Raw genomic sequence first — 17,788 nt, forward strand, 5'->3', positions numbered from 1 at the left:
CGAAGTGTCGGCTCCTGGAACCTCGTAGGTCCACTTAGATCTTCTTGGAGTGATCGGCAAGGGACACTGAAGAGTCTCCCGAGGCGGGCGGCCGCGTCTGACATGATCGAACGCACGGACGACAGGTTCGCGGGGCCGGGCCGCGTGGTGAGGGGTGGGGGACATGGGTGTGTGCGTACGAGTACGGAGACGGGCCTCGGCCGTCCTGCTGGCGGCCACGCTGACGGCGCTGACCGGCTGCTCCGGCTTCCTGGTCCCGGCCGGCGAGGGCGAGGAGCCGGACCCCACGCCGACCGTCTCCGCCTCCCGGCCCGGCCTCGTCCGCGCCGAGACGCTGCCCCCGACCCCCACGCCGGGGGCCGGCGCGCCCGGCTACGGCGCACCCGCGCAGACCGGCCCGACCTCCGCCCCGCCCGGGAAGTGCCCCGCCTCCGGAGTCGTGGTGGACATGGGCCCGGTGGAGACCGGAATGATGCACCGGGCCGTCGTGCTCACCCTCACCAACTGCGGCCACAAGCCCTACGCCGTCGACGGCTACCCCTGGGTCCGGGCGCTCGGCGAGGACGGCCGACCCCTGCCCGTCAAGGTCAACGAGGACGGCTCGTACTTCGGCGGCGACCCCGGCCCGAAGAAGCTGCTGCTGGACCCCGGCCTCACCGTGAAGTCGATCCTGGCCTGGGTCTCCACCCCCGAGGGCGGCGATCTCATCGAGGGCGACGCCCTGGCGATCTCCGCCGCCCCCGGCCTCCCGGTGCGGGTCTTCCCGCTGGAGGGTCATGACATCCGGCTGATGGACGAACTCAACACCACGGCCTGGCGCACCGAACTCGGCGGCTGAGCAGCGGACTTCAGTGCCGCGGTGCGGCGGGGGCGGTGGGAACGGTGTGGGTGACCCAGGCCGCGCCCGGCGAAGCCCCGGGCGGCGCACCCGGTGAAGACCCGGGCGGCGCACCCGGTGAAGCCCCGGGCGGCGCACCCGGTGAAGACCCGGGCGGCCCGCCCGGCGGAGCCTCGGGCCGCAGGTGCAGCAGAAAGGCCGGGGGCTCGTCGGGATAGCCCGGCAGACCCTCCCGCAGCACCAGACCGCTCTGCCGGTACGTGCTCGGCGCTACGGCCACCGTGCTGCCCGCGAAGGGCGCCGTGACCGGGCGGTGCACATGGCCCGCCAGCACCCGGACGACCCGGGGGTGCGCGGCCACCACCTCGGCCGGCGCGGGTCCGTCCGACAGGCCCATCGCGTCCAGGAACGGAATGCCGACCGGGACCGGCGGGTGGTGCAGACAGACGAGGGCCGGTACGCCGGGCCGCCGGGCGAGGGCCCGGTCCAGCCGGGACAGCTGTCCGGCGCCCAGCCGCCCGCCGGGCGCACCGGCCACCCGCGAGTCCAGAACCACGACCGTGAGCGCCGGGTGCTCCACCACGTACGACGTGAGCGTCCCCCCGCCCAGGAACCGCGTCCCGCCGAACGCGTCCAGCAGGGCCTGTGTCGCATCGTGATTGCCCGCCACCAGATGCAGCGGCAGCGGGAACGCGCCGACCTCCTCGCGCAGCGCCGCGTACTCGCCCGGCTCTCCGCGCTCGGTGAGATCACCGGTGATCACGGCACAGTCCGGCAGCGGGTCCAGAGTCAGCACCCGGCGCAGGGCGGCCCGCAACCCCGCCGCCGGGGCCGCCGCCGCGGAGCCTGTGGTGAGGTGCGGGTCGCTCAGGTGGGCCACGGAAAGGGTCATGCCGGCCAGCCTTCCCGGCCGCCACCGACCGCACCCGCGGCCGATCACGCCGTGGGCGAACGGAACACGCGGGCGCGCCCACGGGAACGCCCTTGACCTCGACCGGACTTGAGGTGTGACGGTGGTGACCACGACGCACCGACCGGCGCGCGTGACGAGGGGAGCACCGCCATGACCACGCACTTCACCGACCGCCCCGACCCGGCCCGCACCGACGCCCGGATCGCCAAGGCCAGCACCTGGAACGTCGGAACGCCGCAACGGCAACGAGAGGCCGTCGACGCCATCCGGAAGACCTGGGAGAGCCGGGAATGGCCGCACCCCGGACTGCTCTCCTACAGCGTCCACGCCGGGGAGGACGGCGCGACCCTGCTCCACTACTCCCAGTGGACCGGCGAACAGGCCTTCCAGGACTTCGTACGCGAGGCCCGCGACGGCCGCAACGCCGAGATCGACGCCGCCGTCCCCGGCATCGAACGCCTCGCCCTGCACACGTACGAGCTGTACCGCTCCGGACTCCGGGCCGAGGGCGACACCCGGGAGACCGGCTGCGTCGTCATCGTCGACGTCGAGTTCGACGGGCCCGACCCGGACCGGCAACGCGACTGGGTGGACGCCGTGTTCGAGGCGCTCGGCGAAGAGGCCGAACTGCCCGCCGGCGGTATCGCCGCGCACTTCCACACGAGCACCGACGGCACCCGGGTCCTCAACTACGCCGAGTGGGAGAGCGCCGAACACCACATCGCGGCCCTCGCCGCACCCGGCGAAGGCGTCGGATCCCCGTCCCCGCTCTGGGAACGCGTCCAGAAGTACCCGGGCATGACCGGAGGCGGCGTGAACCGCTACACCCCCGCGCTCAGCATGGCACCGGGCGCGGGCGCCTAGCCGCGCGGGCGGGCGGCATGCGGAGAAGCGGCGGGCGTCAGACCTCCCCTTGCGTCTAGGCTTGGGCGGCTGAACCGCGTACGCACCCCGTACGCCCCCGAGCCCGCACCGAGGAGAACCCCCGATGTCCGCAGAGCGCCCCTCCCTGCCGCCGGTGCGGCTGAACTCCGAGGCCGAACTGGCGCGGGACGCGCTCGCGGCTCCGCTGTTCGTCCGGGCCGTCGGGCTCGCCCGCTGGGCCGGACCGGACACCCGGGTCGGCGCGGGCGGCGAACTCGTCGAGGCGCAGCTCCCGGCGGCCGCCGAGCACCTCGGGCTCGCGGCCGACGAGGACGGCGCCGCGTACGCCAGCGAGGCCTGGCGGCTCGCCGTGGACACCGGCCTCCTCGACGTCACCGACCCGGAGGAGGACGGCGAGGACGGCGAGGGCACCGTCACCGCGGGCGAGAACCTGGCGCTGCTCACCTCCGGCTCCCCGCAGGACGTTCTCGGTATCTGGCTCGACGGCCTGGACGCCGTGCACGCCGACGCCACCGCGCCCGTCCTGGACGACTTCGCGGACCTCGTCGGCGAGGACGGCTCGGTCGACTTCGACGCGCTGGACTGGGATCCGGAGGCCGAGGCGGAATTCCTCGACGGCGTCCTCGGCAACCTCTACCTGCTGACCCTCGCGGACAACGGCGCGGGCGAAGGCCCGGTCCCGCTGCCCGCCCTCGCCGCCTCGATGATCGTCCCCGACGACATGGGCGAGCCCACCGACGACATCCTGGAGCAGGTGTCGGAGGCGATGATGCGCCTCGACGACCAGTTCCGGCTCCTCGAACCCATCGGGATCGTCGCATACCGGCCGGTCGACGAGGCGTTGCTGGTCGAGGAGGGCGAGGCGTCGGTGGACGCCGCCGGGGCCGACGACGAGGACGTCACCCGGTACGGCATGGTCAAGCTCACCCCCCTCGGTCTGTACGGCATCCGGGCCCGGATGCTGGAGGCCGGGGTGGACGCCCCCGCCGTCGGCGACCTCGCGGGCAAGGGCGCCGACGCCCTCCTCGACGGCGTCGCCCACTACCCGGAGTCCGCCGCCCGCGCCGAGGTCAAGCTCTGGCTCGACGGGTACGGCGCCGACGGCGCGGTGGCGGCCGCGGCCGAGCTGCTGGCCGCCGCACGCGGCACGGACGAGGGCGCGCCGCTGCGCCGCCTCCACTGCCAGCAGGCTCTCGCCCTCGCGGGCCCGGAGGCGGAGCCCGCCGTACGCGCGGTGCTCGGCGACCCGGAACTCGGCGGCCTGGCCCGCGTCTGGCTCGCGGAGCGCGGCGCGGCCGATGTGCCCGCCCCGCCGGAGGACATGATCTTCTGGCTGGCCATCGACACCATCGCCGCCCAACTGGACGCGGACGGCGAGCTGGACGAGCTCCAGGGCCTGGTCGAGGGCCTCTCCGCGCAGCACAGCGGCTTCTTCGACGAGGTCTGGCGCGTCGACCACCCGGCCACCGCCGATGTGCTGGAGGCCATGGGCCGGCTGCACAGCGACAAGAAGGCCGCGAAGGACGCCCGCAAGGCGGCGTTCAAGGCCCGCTCGCGCGCGGGGGGTTGAGAGACCCGGGCCTCAGGAGCCCCGCCCGGAGCGGTGCTCAGGCGGAGAGCGCTGCTCTTGCCAAGCAGACGTCGACACCCAGCCGCCTCAGGAGCCCCGTGGCGCCGTAGCCGTGTGGTGGTACGCCCGGATCGCCGTCGTGCCGATGCGGGCGTACCAGCCGGAGCTGTCCGCCGCCAGGTCCCTGATGTCGCTCACCGCCCAACTGCGCTGCACCGCGCCCCGGTTCACCTCCAGCGCCCGGCACAGCTCGCCGGTGGCCGCGTACACCGTGCCCCCGGCGACGGCCGGCGGCAGCTGGCCGACTCCGCCGAGCGTCGCCGCCCAGCGCTCCTCGCCGCTGCGGAGGTCGAGGCACTGGAGGACGCCCGCCCGCGCCCAGTGCAGCAGCGATCCGCCGGCCGTCACCGGGGACCGGACGCCGCCCGTGCCCGCGGGCCAGCTGGTGTCCAGGCCCACCGTGCCCGCCGACCAGAGCGGGCGGCCGGTGGTGGGCGCGTAGGCGTGGACCCGGCCCCCGGTGGCCACCAGCACCGTGGAGCCGACGGCGGCCAGCGCGCTGGATCCGGAACTCACCCCGCCTTTCAGCACGGCGGCGGCCAGACGGCGGCCGTCCCGCGCCCGGACGAAGTGCAGCGCGCCGTCGCCGCCCAGCAGCGCGAAACAGCCCGCCTCCACAACCGCCGCCAGTGCGGCCACCGGGCCCTCGAACCCCTCGTACGTCCAGCGGAGTTCACCGCTGACCGCGTCCACGCACCGGATGTCGTCACCGCCGTCGTCGGCCAGCAGCACCGACCGGTCCAGCACGGCGGGCGGCCGCGCTTCCGCCGTGCCCCCGGTCCAGCGCCGCGCACCGGTGCGCAGATCCACGGCGTTCAGCGTCGGTCCGTCGCCGTTCATCGTCGCGGAACCGGAGATCAGGACTCCGGAGGCGACGGTGAACCACAGCGGAGTCGGGCGCTCCGCCCGTGTGCCGTGCGCCGCGCCCGTCGCCAGGTCGACCGCGTCCAGCCCCACGTCCGCCGCCGCCAGCACGGACCCGGACACGCCCCACTGCGTCGGCGCGGTCTCCTCGGCGTCGGCCAGCCACCGGCGCCCGGCGTCGCGGACCCGTCGCGCGCTGACGTAACCGCCACCGCCGCCCGCGCCGCCGACGTCCTGGGCGGCGACGCCGTGCACCAGCAGCGCACCCCCGGTCACCCGCAGCGCGTCCACGGTGGTGCGGTCGTCCTCGGGGGCCAGGGTCCAGCGCAGCGCACCCGGCCGGGTGCTGCCCGGCCGCACCCGGAGCGGGTCCTCCACCTGCTGCTCCCGGTCGTCCTCGCCGCCGCCGCGCAGGAAGGCGTACGCGAGGAGCGAGGCGAGTCCGCCGCCTCCGGCCAGCAGCAGACCGCGCCGGGCCGGCTCCCCGCGCCGCGCGGCCGGACTCTCCCCGGTGACCGTGGGAGGCGGCGAGGGCAGGGGGCGGGTGCGGGCGGGCTCGGGGGCCGGCTGTGTCGGACCTGTCGCGGGCTGTGTTTCCGGGGCGGGGGAGTCGTGCCCGCCGCCTGTCGCGGGGGCCGATTCCGGGGCCGAGGCGTCGGGCCCGCCGCTCTCCTCGGCCGGTTTCCCGGGAGCGTGCTCCGCCGCCTCGCCCAGGACCAGCGAGCGCAGTGGATCCGTGCGCCACCACAGCGGCGGACGCGGATCCGTGGTGGCCCGCAGCACCTGGCCCACCGTCGGACGGCGGCCGGGGTCCTTCGCCAGGCAGGCCGTCACCACCTCCCGCACCTCCTCGGGTACGTCGGTGAGGTCGGGCTCCTCATGGACGGCCCGGTAGAGCAGCACCGCCGGGGTCGCCGAACCGAACGGGCTGCCCCCGATGGCGGCGAACACCAGGACCGCCCCGAGCGCGAACACATCGGCCGCCCCGGTGACGACGGTTCCGGTGATCTGTTCCGGGGCGATGAACCCCGGAGTGCCGATGACATCGCCCGCCCCGGTCAGCCCGTGGTCGCTGATCGCGCGGGCGATCCCGAAGTCGATGACCCGGGGCCCGTCGGCGGTGATCAGCACGTTCGACGGCTTCAGGTCGCGGTGGACGAGCCCCGCCCGGTGGACGGCCTCCAGAGCCTCGGCGAGCGCCCCGCCCAAGGACCGTACGGCGGCGGGCTCCAGCGGTCCGGTCGCCGCCACCGCGTGCCGCAGCGTGACGCCCGGCAGATACGCGGTGGCCAGCCACGGCCGCGACGACTCCGGATCCGCGTCGAGCACCGCCGCGGTGTGCGCACCGGTCACCGCGCGGGCGGCGGCGGCCTCGCGGCGGAACCGTTCACGGAAGTGCGGGTCGGCCGCCAGGTGTTCGTGCACCGTCTTCACCGCGACCGTCAGCCCGCCGGGCGTCCGGCCCAGATAGACGGTGCCCATGCCGCCCGCACCGAGCCGGCCCAGCAGCCGGATGGAGCCGAGCCGTTCGGGGTCGCCGGGGAGCAGGGGGCCCGTCACGCGGACTCCGGCCCGGTGAAGGTCTGCACGGTCCCGCCGACGCAGACATGGAGGAGGCCCCCGCCCGCGGCGGCCCGCAGCGCCCCGTCCGCCTCGACGGGCACCGACCACAGCCGGCGGTTCCGGGCCGCGTCCAGGGCGTGCACACCCCAGCGCGCGCCCTCCCCGGCCTTCTCGCCGTCGCCCGGCTGCGGCCCGGTGGCGTACAGCGTGCCGTCCGCCACCAGCGGCGGCCCGTCGGCCTCGATGCTGTTGCCGTCGTCGCCGTCGAGCCGCCCGATGTCGGTGCGGCTCCAGCGGATCCGGCCGCTCCGGGCGTCCAGCGCGGTGACCCCGCCCGGCGTCGCGGCGTACACCGCACCGCCGACCGCGGTGGGCGTGACCGTGGGCGATCCGTCGAGCTTCCGGCGCCAGGCGGTGCGCCGGGTCGCCAGATCGACCGGGACGACCCGGCTGCCGCTCGCGTAGTACCGGGTGCCCGAGGCGCCGGGGTGGGCGTGCGGGTACGGGGCGCCGCCGGGTATCTCCGACTCCCTCACCGGTGCCGCTCCGGAGGTCCGCAGCACGAGCAACGGTTCCTCGGCGGGAGCACCGGAACGGGTCGGCGGGCGGAGCCCGACGGCCAGCCGCCCGCCCGCCGCGTCGATGCCGGTCACCGCGGCCCGCGTCCCCTCGTGGAACCAGCGGGCCTTTCCCGTACGCGAGTCGAATCCGTAGGCCCGCCAAGGGCGTTCGCCCAGGGTGCGCTTCTCCCACAGGCTCGCGTCGGAGGCGTAGGTCACCAGGGCCGTCGTCGCGCCGTCGACCGCGAAGAACGCCGACTGGCCGTCGGGGGCGTCCGACGTCCGGGCCTCGATCGGCCGGACCGGCACGGCCGACCAGCGCCGGTTGCCGGTCCGGGCGTCGAGCGTGAGGAGTTCCGGTGCGAAGAGCAGCCCGGAGCGCAGCAGATGCACCAGCTCGCCGAGCGGCCGGACGGCCGTGACGCCCCGGGCCGGATACCGCCAGCGCACCGCGCCGGTGGCCGCGTCGAGCGCGGTCACCGCGGCCTCGTCCGTGATGAGGAGCGCGCTGCCGTGGCGCAGCACCCGGCCGGTGTGGCCGAGTTCGCCGACGGTCCTGGTCCACAGCGGACGGCCCCGGCTCCAGCGCGTCCCCGGCGGCGGTGCGGGCCGCCGCGACCCGGTCGGGTCGTCCTTCTCGGTGAGCCGGAGCAGCGCCGCGCCGCCGACGCCCCCGCCCGCCACGAGCGCGACCCCGCCGAACGCGAGCAGCCGCCGCCTGGTCGGGCCCCGGCCCGGCGTTCTGTCGTACGGGACGGCGTCCTGCGGCGGGACGGCGGGGCGGGTCCGGTACGGGACGGCGTCGGCCGGGGTGGGCGCGGTCGCGGGCGTCGCGGGGCCGGGTGCCGCGTCGGCGGGGGCCGGGATGGCATCGGCGGGAGCCGGATCAGGTCCCGGATCGGGTACGGCTGTGGGATCGGCACCGGCACCGGCATCGGTATCGGCCGGAGAGGGTACGGCGGTCGCCGCGTCGGCCCGGGCTCCCCGGTCGCGCGCTTCGGGCCCGTCGCCCGCCACCAGCGCCGCGACGCTGTTCTCGTGGTCGCGGACCAGGCCGGACACCGGATCCCGCTCCCACCACGCGTCGGCCGGTGACCGCTGCGCGCACCAGCTCAGCACCTCGGCCACCGTGGGGCGCTCCGCCGGGTCGCCCGTCAGGCAGGAGGCGAGGAACGCGCGCCACTCGTCCGTCGGCGCCCCGTCCAGATCGGCCTCGCCCCGCACCGTCCGGTACAGCACCTGGTGCGCGGGGCCGGAGCCGAAGGGGGCCCGGCCCGTCGCCATCCGGGCGAGCAGGGCCGCGAGGGCGAACACATCGGCGGCAGGGGACGGCTCGTCGTCGGCCGTCAGCAGTTCGGGGGCGATGAACCCGGGGGAGCCGATCACCTCCCCGGTGTCCGTGAGGGTCTCGTCGGCCGCCCGCCGGGCGATGCCGAAGTCCAGGACCTTGGGGCCGCCCCGGGTGAGGATCACGTTCGACGGCTTCAGATCGCGGTGGACCAGCCCGGCCCGGTGGATGCTCGCCAGCGCCTCCGCGAGCGCCGCCCCCAGCCCGGCCAGCGGCCCGGCGTCCAGCGGCCCGAGCGCCCCGGCAGTCTCGGTGAGCGTCGGACCGGCGCAGAACTCGGTGGCCAGCCACGGCCGTACGGCACCGGGGTCGGCGTCCAGCACCGCGGCCGTGAAGGGGCCGGCGACCGCCCGCGCGGCGAGCGTCTCGCGCCGGAACCGTTCCCGGAACTGCGGGTCGGCGGCGAGGTGTTCATGGACGGTCTTCACCGCCACCAGCCGGCCCGACGCCGTACGCGCCAGATGGACCCGGCCCATACCGCCTTCGCCGAGCAGCGCCACGAGCCGGTACCGCGCGACCTGCTCCATCCCGTGCGCCCCCTCGTGGCGTTGGTCCGTGCCGCCGGTCCGTGTCGATGTTCCGCTCCGCCGGTCCGGGCCGGGGACGATCACCCCGGAACCATTCTGTGCGACGCCCGCGCCCATCGGTTCGGTTGCACCCCGAAATTCCGTCGCGTGCGGGCGGGCCGTTCCCTAAGGTCATGGACATGCACCTCCCGGTGCGAAGGCGGCGGCTCCTTCCTTCCAACGAAATGTGCCGCAGCCACTGGTGATCTCGGGAGGCGCGAGCGCCGGGGTGCCCGGTGCGCAGGCGACGGATACTTCTGGATCCGACGGTCGCGGGTTCGAGTCCCGCCCGGCTTCGGCCGGTAGCTCAGTGGGTCAGAGCATCGGGCTGTTCTCCGTCGCCGACTCCTGATCTCGGGCACCCCGTTCCGCCGCCGCGCCCTTCCCCAGGAATTCGGGGGAATTCTTCTCATGGCTCGTTTCAACTTCCGTACCCACCGGCCCCGGTCGGCCCGGTCCGGGCCCACCTCGCCCGTCACGACCACCGGCGCGCTCGCGCCCAACCACCAGGGCGGCATCGGACAGGTGCGCGACGCCCGCTCCGAGCTCTTCCTGCTCGCCGTCGCCGACTTCGTGGCCCAGGACACCGCCTACGAGGGCGGGGACCGGCGCGACGACCGCTTCGCCGCGCTCGTGCGCCGGCTCGCCGTGGAGGACCCGGAGTGGACCGCGGGGCTGCTCCACTGGCTGCGCCGCGACGGGCAGATGCGGACCGCCTCGCTGGTCGGCGGCGCGGAGTACGTGGCGGCGCGGCTGGCGGCCGGGCGCACCGAGGGGCCCACCAACCGGCAGGTCATCGACTCCGTACTGCTGCGCGCCGACGAGCCGGGCGAACTGCTCGGCTACTGGACCTCCCGCTACGGGCGCGCCCTGCCGAAGCCCGTGAAGCGGGGCGCCGCCGACGCCGTGCGCCGCCTCTACACCGGCCGCGCGCTGCTGAAGTACGACACCGCGTCCAAGGGCTTCCGGTTCGGCGATGTGCTCAACCTGGTGCACGCCGCGCCCGACCCCGCCAAGCCCTGGCAGGGCGAGCTGTTCCGGTACGCGCTGGACCGCAGGCACCGGCCGGAGAGCGCCGAGCCGCCCGCCGCCGACCGCACCCTGAGCGCCCACCGGGAGCTGATGGAGCTGCCGGTCGCCGAGCGCCGCCCCGTCGTCACCGGACCCGGCGGCGCGGAGCGACTGGCCGAGGCCGGGATGACCTGGGAAGCGCTGGCGGGCTGGCTGCAGGGGCCGATGGACGCGGCGGTGTGGGAGGCGGTGATTCCGTCGATGGGCACGATGGCGCTCGTCCGGAACCTCCGGAACTTCGACGAGGCCGGCGTACGGGACGAGGTCGCCGCGCTCGCCGCGGCCCGGATCAGCGACGCAGAGGCCGTGGCCGTGTCGCGGCAGTTCCCCTTCCGCTACCTCGCCGCGTACCGGCACGCGCCGTCGCTCCGCTGGGCCCACCCGCTGGAGCGGGCCCTCGGACACTCGCTGGGCCAGGTGCCCGCGCTGCCCGGCCGCACCCTGGTCCTGGTCGACCGTTCCGGTTCGATGTGGGCGTCGCTCTCCGAGCGCTCGCGGCTGAACCGGGCCGACGCCGCGGCCGTCTTCGGGGCGGCACTGGCGCTGCGCGCCGCCGACGCGGACCTGGTGCAGTTCGGCACGACCAGCGCGCCGGTGTCCTTCCGCCGGGGCGAATCCGTCCTGCGGGTCCTGGACCGATTCGGCGACCTGGGCGGTACGAACACGGCGGAGGCGGTACGGCGGCACTACCGGGACCACGACCGGGTGATCGTCGTCACCGACGAGCAGGCCTCGTACACCCGGGATGGCGACGCGACCCGGAGCGTTCCGGACACGGTGCCCGTCTACACCTGGAATCTGGCCGGATACCGCCTCGGCCACGCCCCGTCCGGCGATGGAAACCGCCACACGTTCGGGGGGCTTTCCGACGCGGCGTTCCGCATGGTTCCGCTGCTGGAGGCGGGCGGAAGCGCTGACTGGCCGTGGTGAGCGCTGATTACGAATCCGGCACTTCTGGGGCCCCGGGCACCGGCGGGCATGGCGTCGGGCCTTCACAGGGCGCATACTCGACGTAATGAAACAGTCAGCCGGATCCCGGCGTCACCTGCCTTCCAGTCCCTTCAACCGCCCGGCCCAGGAGGCCCCACCGGTCGAATGCTTCGATGTGGGCGACAGGGTGTCGCACGACCAGTTCGGGCTCGGCAGGATTCTTGCTGTCGAGGGCGACAACGACGCAGTCCTCATCGACTTCTCGGGGCGTCAGGGAAGGATCCTGAGCCCGTACTCCAAGTTGACCAAGCTCTGAGACGCGAGACGAGTCCCGTGCCCTTCCTGGGCAGCGTCCGCCTTCTCCGGATCCGGGGCGCCTGAAGAGATTCAGGCGCCCCGGACTCCGTTGTGACCCTCCGGGCGGAGGGCCCACGGTGGCTACAGGGCCTGGGCGGCGGGCTTCACCATGCCCCGCACGGTGCGCGACTTCACGAAATCGCCGATCGCGGTCATCTCCCACTCGCCGGTGAACTGCTTGATGAGCTTGGCCATCATCACGCCGGTCTGCGGCTCGGCGCCGGTGAGATCGAAGCGGACCAGCTCCTCGCCGGACGCGTCGTCGATCAGCCGGCAGTAGGCCTTGGCGACCTCGTTGAACTTCTGGCCGGTGAACGAGTTCACCGTGAAGACCAGGCCCGTCGCCTCGGCCGGGATCCGGCCCAGGTCCACGACGATCGTCTCGTCGTCGCCCGCGCCCTCACCGGTGAGGTTGTCGCCGGAGTGCTTGATCGCCCCGTTCAGGATGGTCAGCTTGCCGAAGTAGCAGCTGTCCAGGTGGTTGCGGTTGGGGCCGTACGCGATCACCGACGCGTCCAGGTCGATGTCCTTGCCGCGGAACGCGGGCTCCCAGCCCAGCCCCATCCTGACCCGCGAGAGCAGCGGGGCGCCGCCCTTGACGAGGGACACGGTCTGGTTCTTCTGGAGGCTGACCCGGCCCTTGTCCAGGTTGATCTTCCCGGAGCCCGCGGGCGCGGCGGGGGCCGCCGGGGGAGCGGGCGGCGCGATCCGAGGGTCGACGGGGGCGGCGGCCGGCGGCGCGGGCGGAGCGACCGGGGCGGGGGCCACCGGCACCGGCGGGGCGGCCGGGGCGGCGGGCTCCTCGACCGAGACGCCGAAGTCCGTGGCGATGCCGGCCAGCCCGTTGGCGTAGCCCTGGCCGACCGCGCGGGCCTTCCAGGCGCCGTTGCGCCGGTAGACCTCGATGACCACGAGCGCCGTCTCGGCGCCCAGCTGCGGCGGGGTGAACGTGGCGAGCGCGCTGCCGTCGTCCGCGTTGCGCACGGTGGCGGTGGGCTCGATGCCCTGGAAGGTCTGGCCGGCGGCGTCCGGGCTCGCGGTGACGACGATCTTCTCGACGCCCGGCGGGACGGCCGCGGTGTCCACCACGATCGCGTCCGGTGCGGAGCCCCCGCCGGAGCGGTAGGTCACACCGGGGCCTGAGGGCTGGTTGTAGAAGATGAAGTCGTCGTCGGAGCGCACCTTGCCGTCGGCGGTGAGCAGCAGGCCCGAGACGTCGAGCCGCACCGGAGCGGCGACGTCCACCGCCACGCGGGCGGCGGAGAGAGGAATGTTCGAGCCGGGGGTCATAGCGGTCATGAACGGGGTAACGAACGACCCGGCTTTGCCGTTCCCTTACCTTCGGTCCGTCCGCTGCCTTGCCCCGGTGCCTGTCCGCCAGAGGCTTTTCGGCCGTCCGGCAGCGGTTCACCCGGCGGCCCGGAAGCGCCTCAGCGGCGGTTGCGCGGGTGGTTGCGGGCGGTGCGCTCGTTGCCGTGCTTGTACGCGCCCGTCCAGCGCGCCATCACCAGCTGCGCGTCGCCCGATGTCACCTCGGCCAGGAACTTCTCCGCCCGCCCGCCGCGCAGGGTGCCCGCCGGGCGGCCCTGGTGGGTGATGGTGACGCTCTGGTCGCCCTGCTGTTCGTACTGGAATCCGGAAGGTCGCGGCATGTCCGTATCCTGCCCTCCCGGCCGCTCCCGCGTCGCCCGGATTTCCGGGCGGACTCAGTGCTGCCAGATCGGCGGGTCGGTCAGGAAGTGGCCGCCCACGCAGGCGTGCGCCGGATTGTCCGGGTCCAGCTCGCCCTGTTCGGCGATGAGTTTCGCCGCGTACGGTTCCGAGTCGTCCTGCGGTGCGTAGCCCAGGGCCCGTGCCGAGGTCAGGTCCCACCACAGGCGGGTGTTGGCGGAGGAGCCGTGGACGACGGTGTGGCCGACGTCCTCGGCGGTGAGGGCCGCGTGGAACAGCCGAGCGCCGTCGCCGGGGCTCATCCAGACCGACAGCATCCGCACCGAGGTGGGCTCAGGGAAGCAGGACCCGATCCGTACCGAGACGGTCTCGACGCCGTGCTTGTCCCAGTAGAGCTGGGCCAGGTCCTCGCCGAAGCACTTCGACAGGCCGTAGAAGGTGTCGGGGCGGCGCGGGGTGTCCAGCGCGATGAGCGGATCGCCCGGACCGGGGCGGGGGGTGTGACCGATGACGTGGTTGGACGAGGCGGCCACGATGCGGCGGACGCCCTCCTCGCGGGCGGCCTCGTACAGCTCGTACGTGCCCTGGATGTTGGCGCGGAGGATCTTGTCGAACGTGGACTCCAGTGAGATACCTGCCAGGTGGATGACCGCGCCCACCCCGCGCACGGCCTCGCGCAGCGCCTTCCGGTCGTTGAGGTCGGCGGTGATCGCGTCGGGCGCGCCGTCCACCGGGACCAGGTCGAGGAGGCGCAGGTCGTAGCCGTACGCGGGCAGCAGCCCCCGCATCAGGGTGCCGAGGCCGCCCGCGGCGCCGGTGAGCAGGACGGTACGGGGAGCGGTCATACGGGGGTCTCCTCGGGGCGTACGCGAGGCGCGCTGTGCGCAATCCTGGCTGGCATTCACATGCGTGGACAAGTTAGGGAGGGGAGGTGAGGTGCGTCAAGAGCTTGCGTCCGCCTTGACCCGCCATCGGAAGCTGCCTTAGCGTGACGGTGTTCAGAAATATGGACACCGATCAGAATTGTGCACGCCTGAATCTGCTCAGGGAGCGCCCGTGACCTCAGCCCCCCTTGCCGCCCGGCTCAGCGAAGTCGCCGGGCCGCTCTTCTTCCCCGTGACCGCCTTCGGGCCGGACGGCGCCGTCGACCTCGACGTCTTCCGGGCCCATGTGCGGGCCGGGATCGATGCCGGAGCCGCCGCGGTCTTCGCCTGCTGCGGCACGGGCGAGTTCCATGCGCTGACCCCCGAGGAGTTCCGCCTCGCGGTCGCCGCCGCCGTCGAGGAGACCGCCGGACAGATCCCGGTCGTCGCCGGGGCCGGCTACGGCACGGCGCTCGCCGTCCGGTTCGCGCGGGCCGCCGAGGAGGCCGGCGCGGACGGGCTTCTCGCCATGCCGCCCTATCTCGTCGTCGCCGACCAGGAAGGGCTGCTGAACCACTACGCGGCGCTCGCGGCGGCCACCGGCCTGGAGACGATCGTCTACCAGCGCGACAACGCGATCTTCACCCCCGAGACGGTCGTCGCCCTGGCCCGCACCCCCGGCATCATCGGGCTCAAGGACGGCCACGGCGACCTCGACCTCATGCAGCGCATCGTCAGCGCGGTCCGCACCCACCGGCCCGGCGGCGACTTCCTGTACTTCAACGGGCTGCCCACCGCCGAACTCACCGGCCCCGCCTACCGGGGCATCGGCGTCACCCTCTACTCCTCCGCCGTCTTCGCCTTCGCCCCGGACATCGCCCTGGCCTTCTACCGGGCCCTGGACTCCGGCGACGACGCCCTGGTCGACGCACTGCTCGACCACTTCTACCGGCCGCTCGTCGAACTACGCGCCAAGGGCCGCGGATACGCCGTCTCCCTGGTCAAGGCCGGAGTCCGGCTCCAGGGCCTGGACGTCGGCGAGGTACGCACCCCGCTCACCGAACCGCCCGCCGCACACGTCAAGGACCTCATCGAGATCATCGCGAGCGGCCGCGCCCTGCTGGAGGAGCACACCACCTCGGGGGGCCGGGCGTGAAGGCGGGCGTCTTCCTCTACCCGTGGGACGTCGTCGGCGACCCGGACGCCGCCGCCCGGATCGCGGACCTCGGCGTCCGGCAGGTCACCCTCGCCTCCGCCTACCACTCCACCCGGGCCCTGACCCCCCGCCACCCCGCCCACCGCATCGTCACCGCCGAGCACGCCGCCGTCCTCTACCCGCCGGACCCGGACCGCTGGGCCGGACGCCGTCTCGCCCCGTACCGCCAGAGCTGGACACCCGGCGACGATCCGTACGGGGAGGCCGCCGAGGCGCTGGCCGCCGCGGGCCTGGAGGTGCACAGCTGGGTGGTCCTCGCGCACAACTCACGGCTCGGCGCGGAGCACCCGGACACCTCCGTGGTCAACGCCTACGGGGACCGCTACCCGTGGGCCCCCTGCATCGCCCGCCGCGCCGTACGCGACCACCTCGTGGACCTCGCGGCGGAGGCCGCCGCCCGGCCCGGCACGCGCGGCACCGAACTGGAGTCCTGCGGCTGGTACGGCTTCGTCCATCTGCACGCCCACGACAAGGTAGCCGGGGTGGGCCTCGGCGACGCCGCGCAGTATCTGATGTCGCTGTGCTTCTGCCCGGAGTGCCGCCAGGGCTACGAGGAGGGCGGCGCCGATCCCGGCGCACTGGCCGCCGCCGTACGCCGCGCGCTGGAACCGGCCTGGTCCGGCGCGGGCTCCCCGGAGTCGGGCCGGGACGGCATCGAGAAGCTGCTCGGGCCCGAACACGCGGACGCCACGCTGCGGTGGCGCGGCCGGGCCGCCCGCGCGTTCCAGGAAGCCGCCGTCGCCGCGGTGCGGGCCGAGGCCCCGCCCGGCTTCCAGGTGCTGCTGCACGCCGACCCCGCCCCGTACCGCACCGGCGCCAACGTCGGCGTCGAGGCGGACCACATCCTGGCCGTGGCCGACGGTGTGGTGCTGCCCTGCACCGGGTCCGACGCCGCCCGGGAGGCGGTCCTCGGGCCGTTCGCCGGGCGGGGCGGGGTGCGCGCCGCCAACTTCGGGATCGTCACCGGGATGGGCGGCAGCCCGCGCACCCTGGAGCGCGACGCGGCCCACGCCGCCTCGCTCGGCGCGGACCAACTGCGCCTGTACCACGCGGGACTCGCCTCGGGCCCGGACCTGAAAGCGGTCACCGCGGCGCTCTCACGGCTGGGGTGAGACGGGGGTACGGCGGTGTCGCGCTTCACGGCCGGGGTGGCGCGGGGGTACGGCGGTGGTGTCGTCGCGCCCCCGACGCCAGCACCACCGCGGCCAGCACCCCCGCCGCCCCGGCCACCGCCGTCAGCACCCGTACGTCCACCACCGCGACCAGCCCCGCCCCCAGCGCCAGGGCCACCGCGTTGGGCGCCGTCATCAGCGAACCCGCCGTCGCCGCCGTCCGCCCCAGCACCGCGTCCGGGGTCTCCCGCTGCACCGCAGTCATCGCCGCGATCAGCACACACGGCAGTCCGAAACCGATCGCCGCGCTCGCCGCCGGGGCCACCCCGTCCGGCGACACCGTCCGCGCACCCACCCCGAGCGCGAACAGCGCGATCCCGCCCGCCGCGAACACCCGCTCCGGCAGCCGGCGCAGCAACGGCCCCACCAGCAGCCCCACCGCCACCGAACCGGCGCCCTGTACCGCGTACAGCACCCCCGCGTACGCCGGCGCCCGGCCGAGCACATCGTCGACGTACGCGAACGTCACGGCCCCGTTCACCCCCGCCAGCAGCATCGTCGCCGCCCCCGCCGCGACCAGCGGGCGCAGCACGGCCGAGGCGCGTATCCGCCGCAGCCCGACGGCGAGTTCATCGCGCCGGGCCGCCGCCGGGGCCGGGTCCCGAGGAGCTTCCCGCACCGGCGGACGGGCGAAGACCAGGGCGGCCAGGGCACAGGTCGCCGCGTCCAGCAGGGCCACCGCCGGGCCACCGAACCGTGTGTACAGGCCCGCGCCCGCCAGTGGGGCGACCAGTTTCATGCCCTCGTTGGCGGTCATCCGCAGCCCGTTGAAGTCCGCCAGCAGCGAGGCGGGCACGGTACGGGCGACGAGCGCCGCCTCCGCCGCGTCGAGGAGCACGCCGGCCGCCCCGTAGAGCACCAGCACCACGAAGACCAGCCAGACCGTGCCGGCCGAGTCGACCAGCACCAGCGTGGCCAGCAGGCAGGCCACCGCCAGGTTGACCCGGACCAGCAGCCCCCGCCGGTCCATCCGGTCCGCGAGCGCGCCGAGCGCGGGCCCGGCGAGCACCGGGGCCCACATCGCGCACACCGTCAGCGCCGCCAGACTGTTCGACCCGGTCAGCGACTTGACCCAGATGCCCGCCGTGAGCCACATCGCCGACGTGCCGAACCCGGAGACGACCACCCCCGCCAGACAGCGCCCCGCCGTCCGGTCCCGCAGGACCCGCCCCACCGCCGAACCGCCCGCGCCACCCATGCCGCCCGTCCTCCTCCGCCTCGTGCTCCGCACCCGCTCCGTGCGGCTCATGCTGCGGAGTAAGGCGGTCGGCGGGCATCGGGCGGATGACCTAGAAGGCGTCGGGCGGCCCCGGGGCCCGCGGCCATCCCTTCGACCCGAGC

General features: G+C 74.8%; 14 protein-coding genes. 7 read left to right on the forward strand and 7 right to left on the reverse strand.

What is annotated here, in order from left to right; genetic code table 11:
* The first annotated feature begins 163 nt into the window (after nucleotides 1–163).
* Entirely contained in the window at nucleotides 164–838 is a 675-nt protein-coding gene (locus AC0VY3_RS10885; protein ID WP_475549509.1) for a DUF4232 domain-containing protein, read from the forward strand.
* Nucleotides 839–848: 10 nt separating this feature from the next.
* On the opposite strand, the gene AC0VY3_RS10890 is transcribed toward AC0VY3_RS10885, so the two are convergent.
* Nucleotides 849–1,730: a phosphodiesterase gene (locus AC0VY3_RS10890; RefSeq protein WP_475549510.1), complete on the reverse strand. Its 882-nt coding sequence runs from the start codon at nucleotides 1,728–1,730 to the stop codon at nucleotides 849–851.
* A gap of 171 nt (nucleotides 1,731–1,901) precedes the next feature.
* Here AC0VY3_RS10890 and AC0VY3_RS10895 point away from each other — a divergent pair, with 171 nt between their 5' ends.
* Complete coding sequence (locus AC0VY3_RS10895) at nucleotides 1,902–2,615, forward strand: antibiotic biosynthesis monooxygenase (RefSeq protein ID WP_103508270.1); 714 nt, start codon at nucleotides 1,902–1,904, stop codon at nucleotides 2,613–2,615.
* Between the two features lie 124 nt (nucleotides 2,616–2,739).
* Nucleotides 2,740–4,206 (forward strand): hypothetical protein, encoded by a 1,467-nt coding sequence (locus AC0VY3_RS10900; RefSeq protein ID WP_242740629.1) that lies wholly within the window; start codon nucleotides 2,740–2,742, stop codon nucleotides 4,204–4,206.
* A gap of 87 nt (nucleotides 4,207–4,293) precedes the next feature.
* Here the strand turns inward: AC0VY3_RS10900 and AC0VY3_RS10905 are convergent, their stop codons facing one another.
* Both AC0VY3_RS10905 and AC0VY3_RS10910 read right to left on the reverse strand, forming a co-directional pair.
* Nucleotides 4,294–6,690 (reverse strand): protein kinase domain-containing protein, encoded by a 2,397-nt coding sequence (locus AC0VY3_RS10905; protein WP_475549511.1) that lies wholly within the window; start codon nucleotides 6,688–6,690, stop codon nucleotides 4,294–4,296.
* Nucleotides 6,687–9,128 (reverse strand): protein kinase domain-containing protein, encoded by a 2,442-nt coding sequence (locus AC0VY3_RS10910; protein ID WP_475549512.1) that lies wholly within the window; start codon nucleotides 9,126–9,128, stop codon nucleotides 6,687–6,689. Before AC0VY3_RS10910 ends, AC0VY3_RS10905 begins: the two co-directional genes overlap by 4 nt.
* Before the next feature lie 450 nt (nucleotides 9,129–9,578).
* Here AC0VY3_RS10910 and AC0VY3_RS10915 point away from each other — a divergent pair, with 450 nt between their 5' ends.
* Nucleotides 9,579–11,168, forward strand: a complete 1,590-nt coding sequence (locus AC0VY3_RS10915) for a TROVE domain-containing protein (protein ID WP_475549513.1) — start codon at nucleotides 9,579–9,581, stop codon at nucleotides 11,166–11,168.
* An 85-nt stretch (nucleotides 11,169–11,253) separates the two neighbouring features.
* Nucleotides 11,254–11,484 carry a hypothetical protein gene (locus AC0VY3_RS10920; RefSeq protein ID WP_003969918.1) on the forward strand — a complete coding sequence of 77 codons (231 nt, stop codon included), beginning with the start codon at nucleotides 11,254–11,256 and terminating at the stop codon, nucleotides 11,482–11,484.
* A gap of 122 nt (nucleotides 11,485–11,606) precedes the next feature.
* On the opposite strand, the gene AC0VY3_RS10925 is transcribed toward AC0VY3_RS10920, so the two are convergent.
* The 3 genes from AC0VY3_RS10925 to AC0VY3_RS10935 form a co-directional block, all read right to left on the reverse strand.
* Nucleotides 11,607–12,824, reverse strand: a complete 1,218-nt coding sequence (locus tag AC0VY3_RS10925) for a TerD family protein (protein WP_475549514.1) — start codon at nucleotides 12,822–12,824, stop codon at nucleotides 11,607–11,609.
* 131 nt (nucleotides 12,825–12,955) lie between these two features.
* Entirely contained in the window at nucleotides 12,956–13,177 is a 222-nt protein-coding gene (locus AC0VY3_RS10930) for a hypothetical protein (protein WP_103510693.1), read from the reverse strand.
* A 54-nt stretch (nucleotides 13,178–13,231) separates the two neighbouring features.
* The gene (locus AC0VY3_RS10935; protein WP_103510692.1) at nucleotides 13,232–14,041 is read right to left on the reverse strand and encodes an NAD-dependent epimerase/dehydratase family protein; all 810 of its coding nucleotides are present in this window, start codon (nucleotides 14,039–14,041) and stop codon (nucleotides 13,232–13,234) included.
* Between the two features lie 211 nt (nucleotides 14,042–14,252).
* Between AC0VY3_RS10935 and AC0VY3_RS10940 the strand changes: the two genes are divergently transcribed.
* On the forward strand, nucleotides 14,253–15,215 hold the full coding sequence (locus tag AC0VY3_RS10940; RefSeq protein ID WP_103510691.1) for a 5-dehydro-4-deoxyglucarate dehydratase: 963 nt from the start codon (nucleotides 14,253–14,255) through the stop codon (nucleotides 15,213–15,215).
* Complete coding sequence (locus AC0VY3_RS10945) at nucleotides 15,212–16,387, forward strand: hypothetical protein (protein ID WP_103510690.1); 1,176 nt, start codon at nucleotides 15,212–15,214, stop codon at nucleotides 16,385–16,387. Before AC0VY3_RS10940 ends, AC0VY3_RS10945 begins: the two co-directional genes overlap by 4 nt.
* Nucleotides 16,388–16,412: 25 nt before the next feature.
* On the opposite strand, the gene AC0VY3_RS10950 is transcribed toward AC0VY3_RS10945, so the two are convergent.
* Nucleotides 16,413–17,645 carry an MFS transporter gene (locus tag AC0VY3_RS10950; RefSeq protein WP_103510689.1) on the reverse strand — a complete coding sequence of 411 codons (1,233 nt, stop codon included), beginning with the start codon at nucleotides 17,643–17,645 and terminating at the stop codon, nucleotides 16,413–16,415.
* Nucleotides 17,646–17,788 lie beyond the last annotated feature (143 nt).

The sequence above is a fragment of the Streptomyces sp. iso_384 genome (assembly GCF_056172905.1).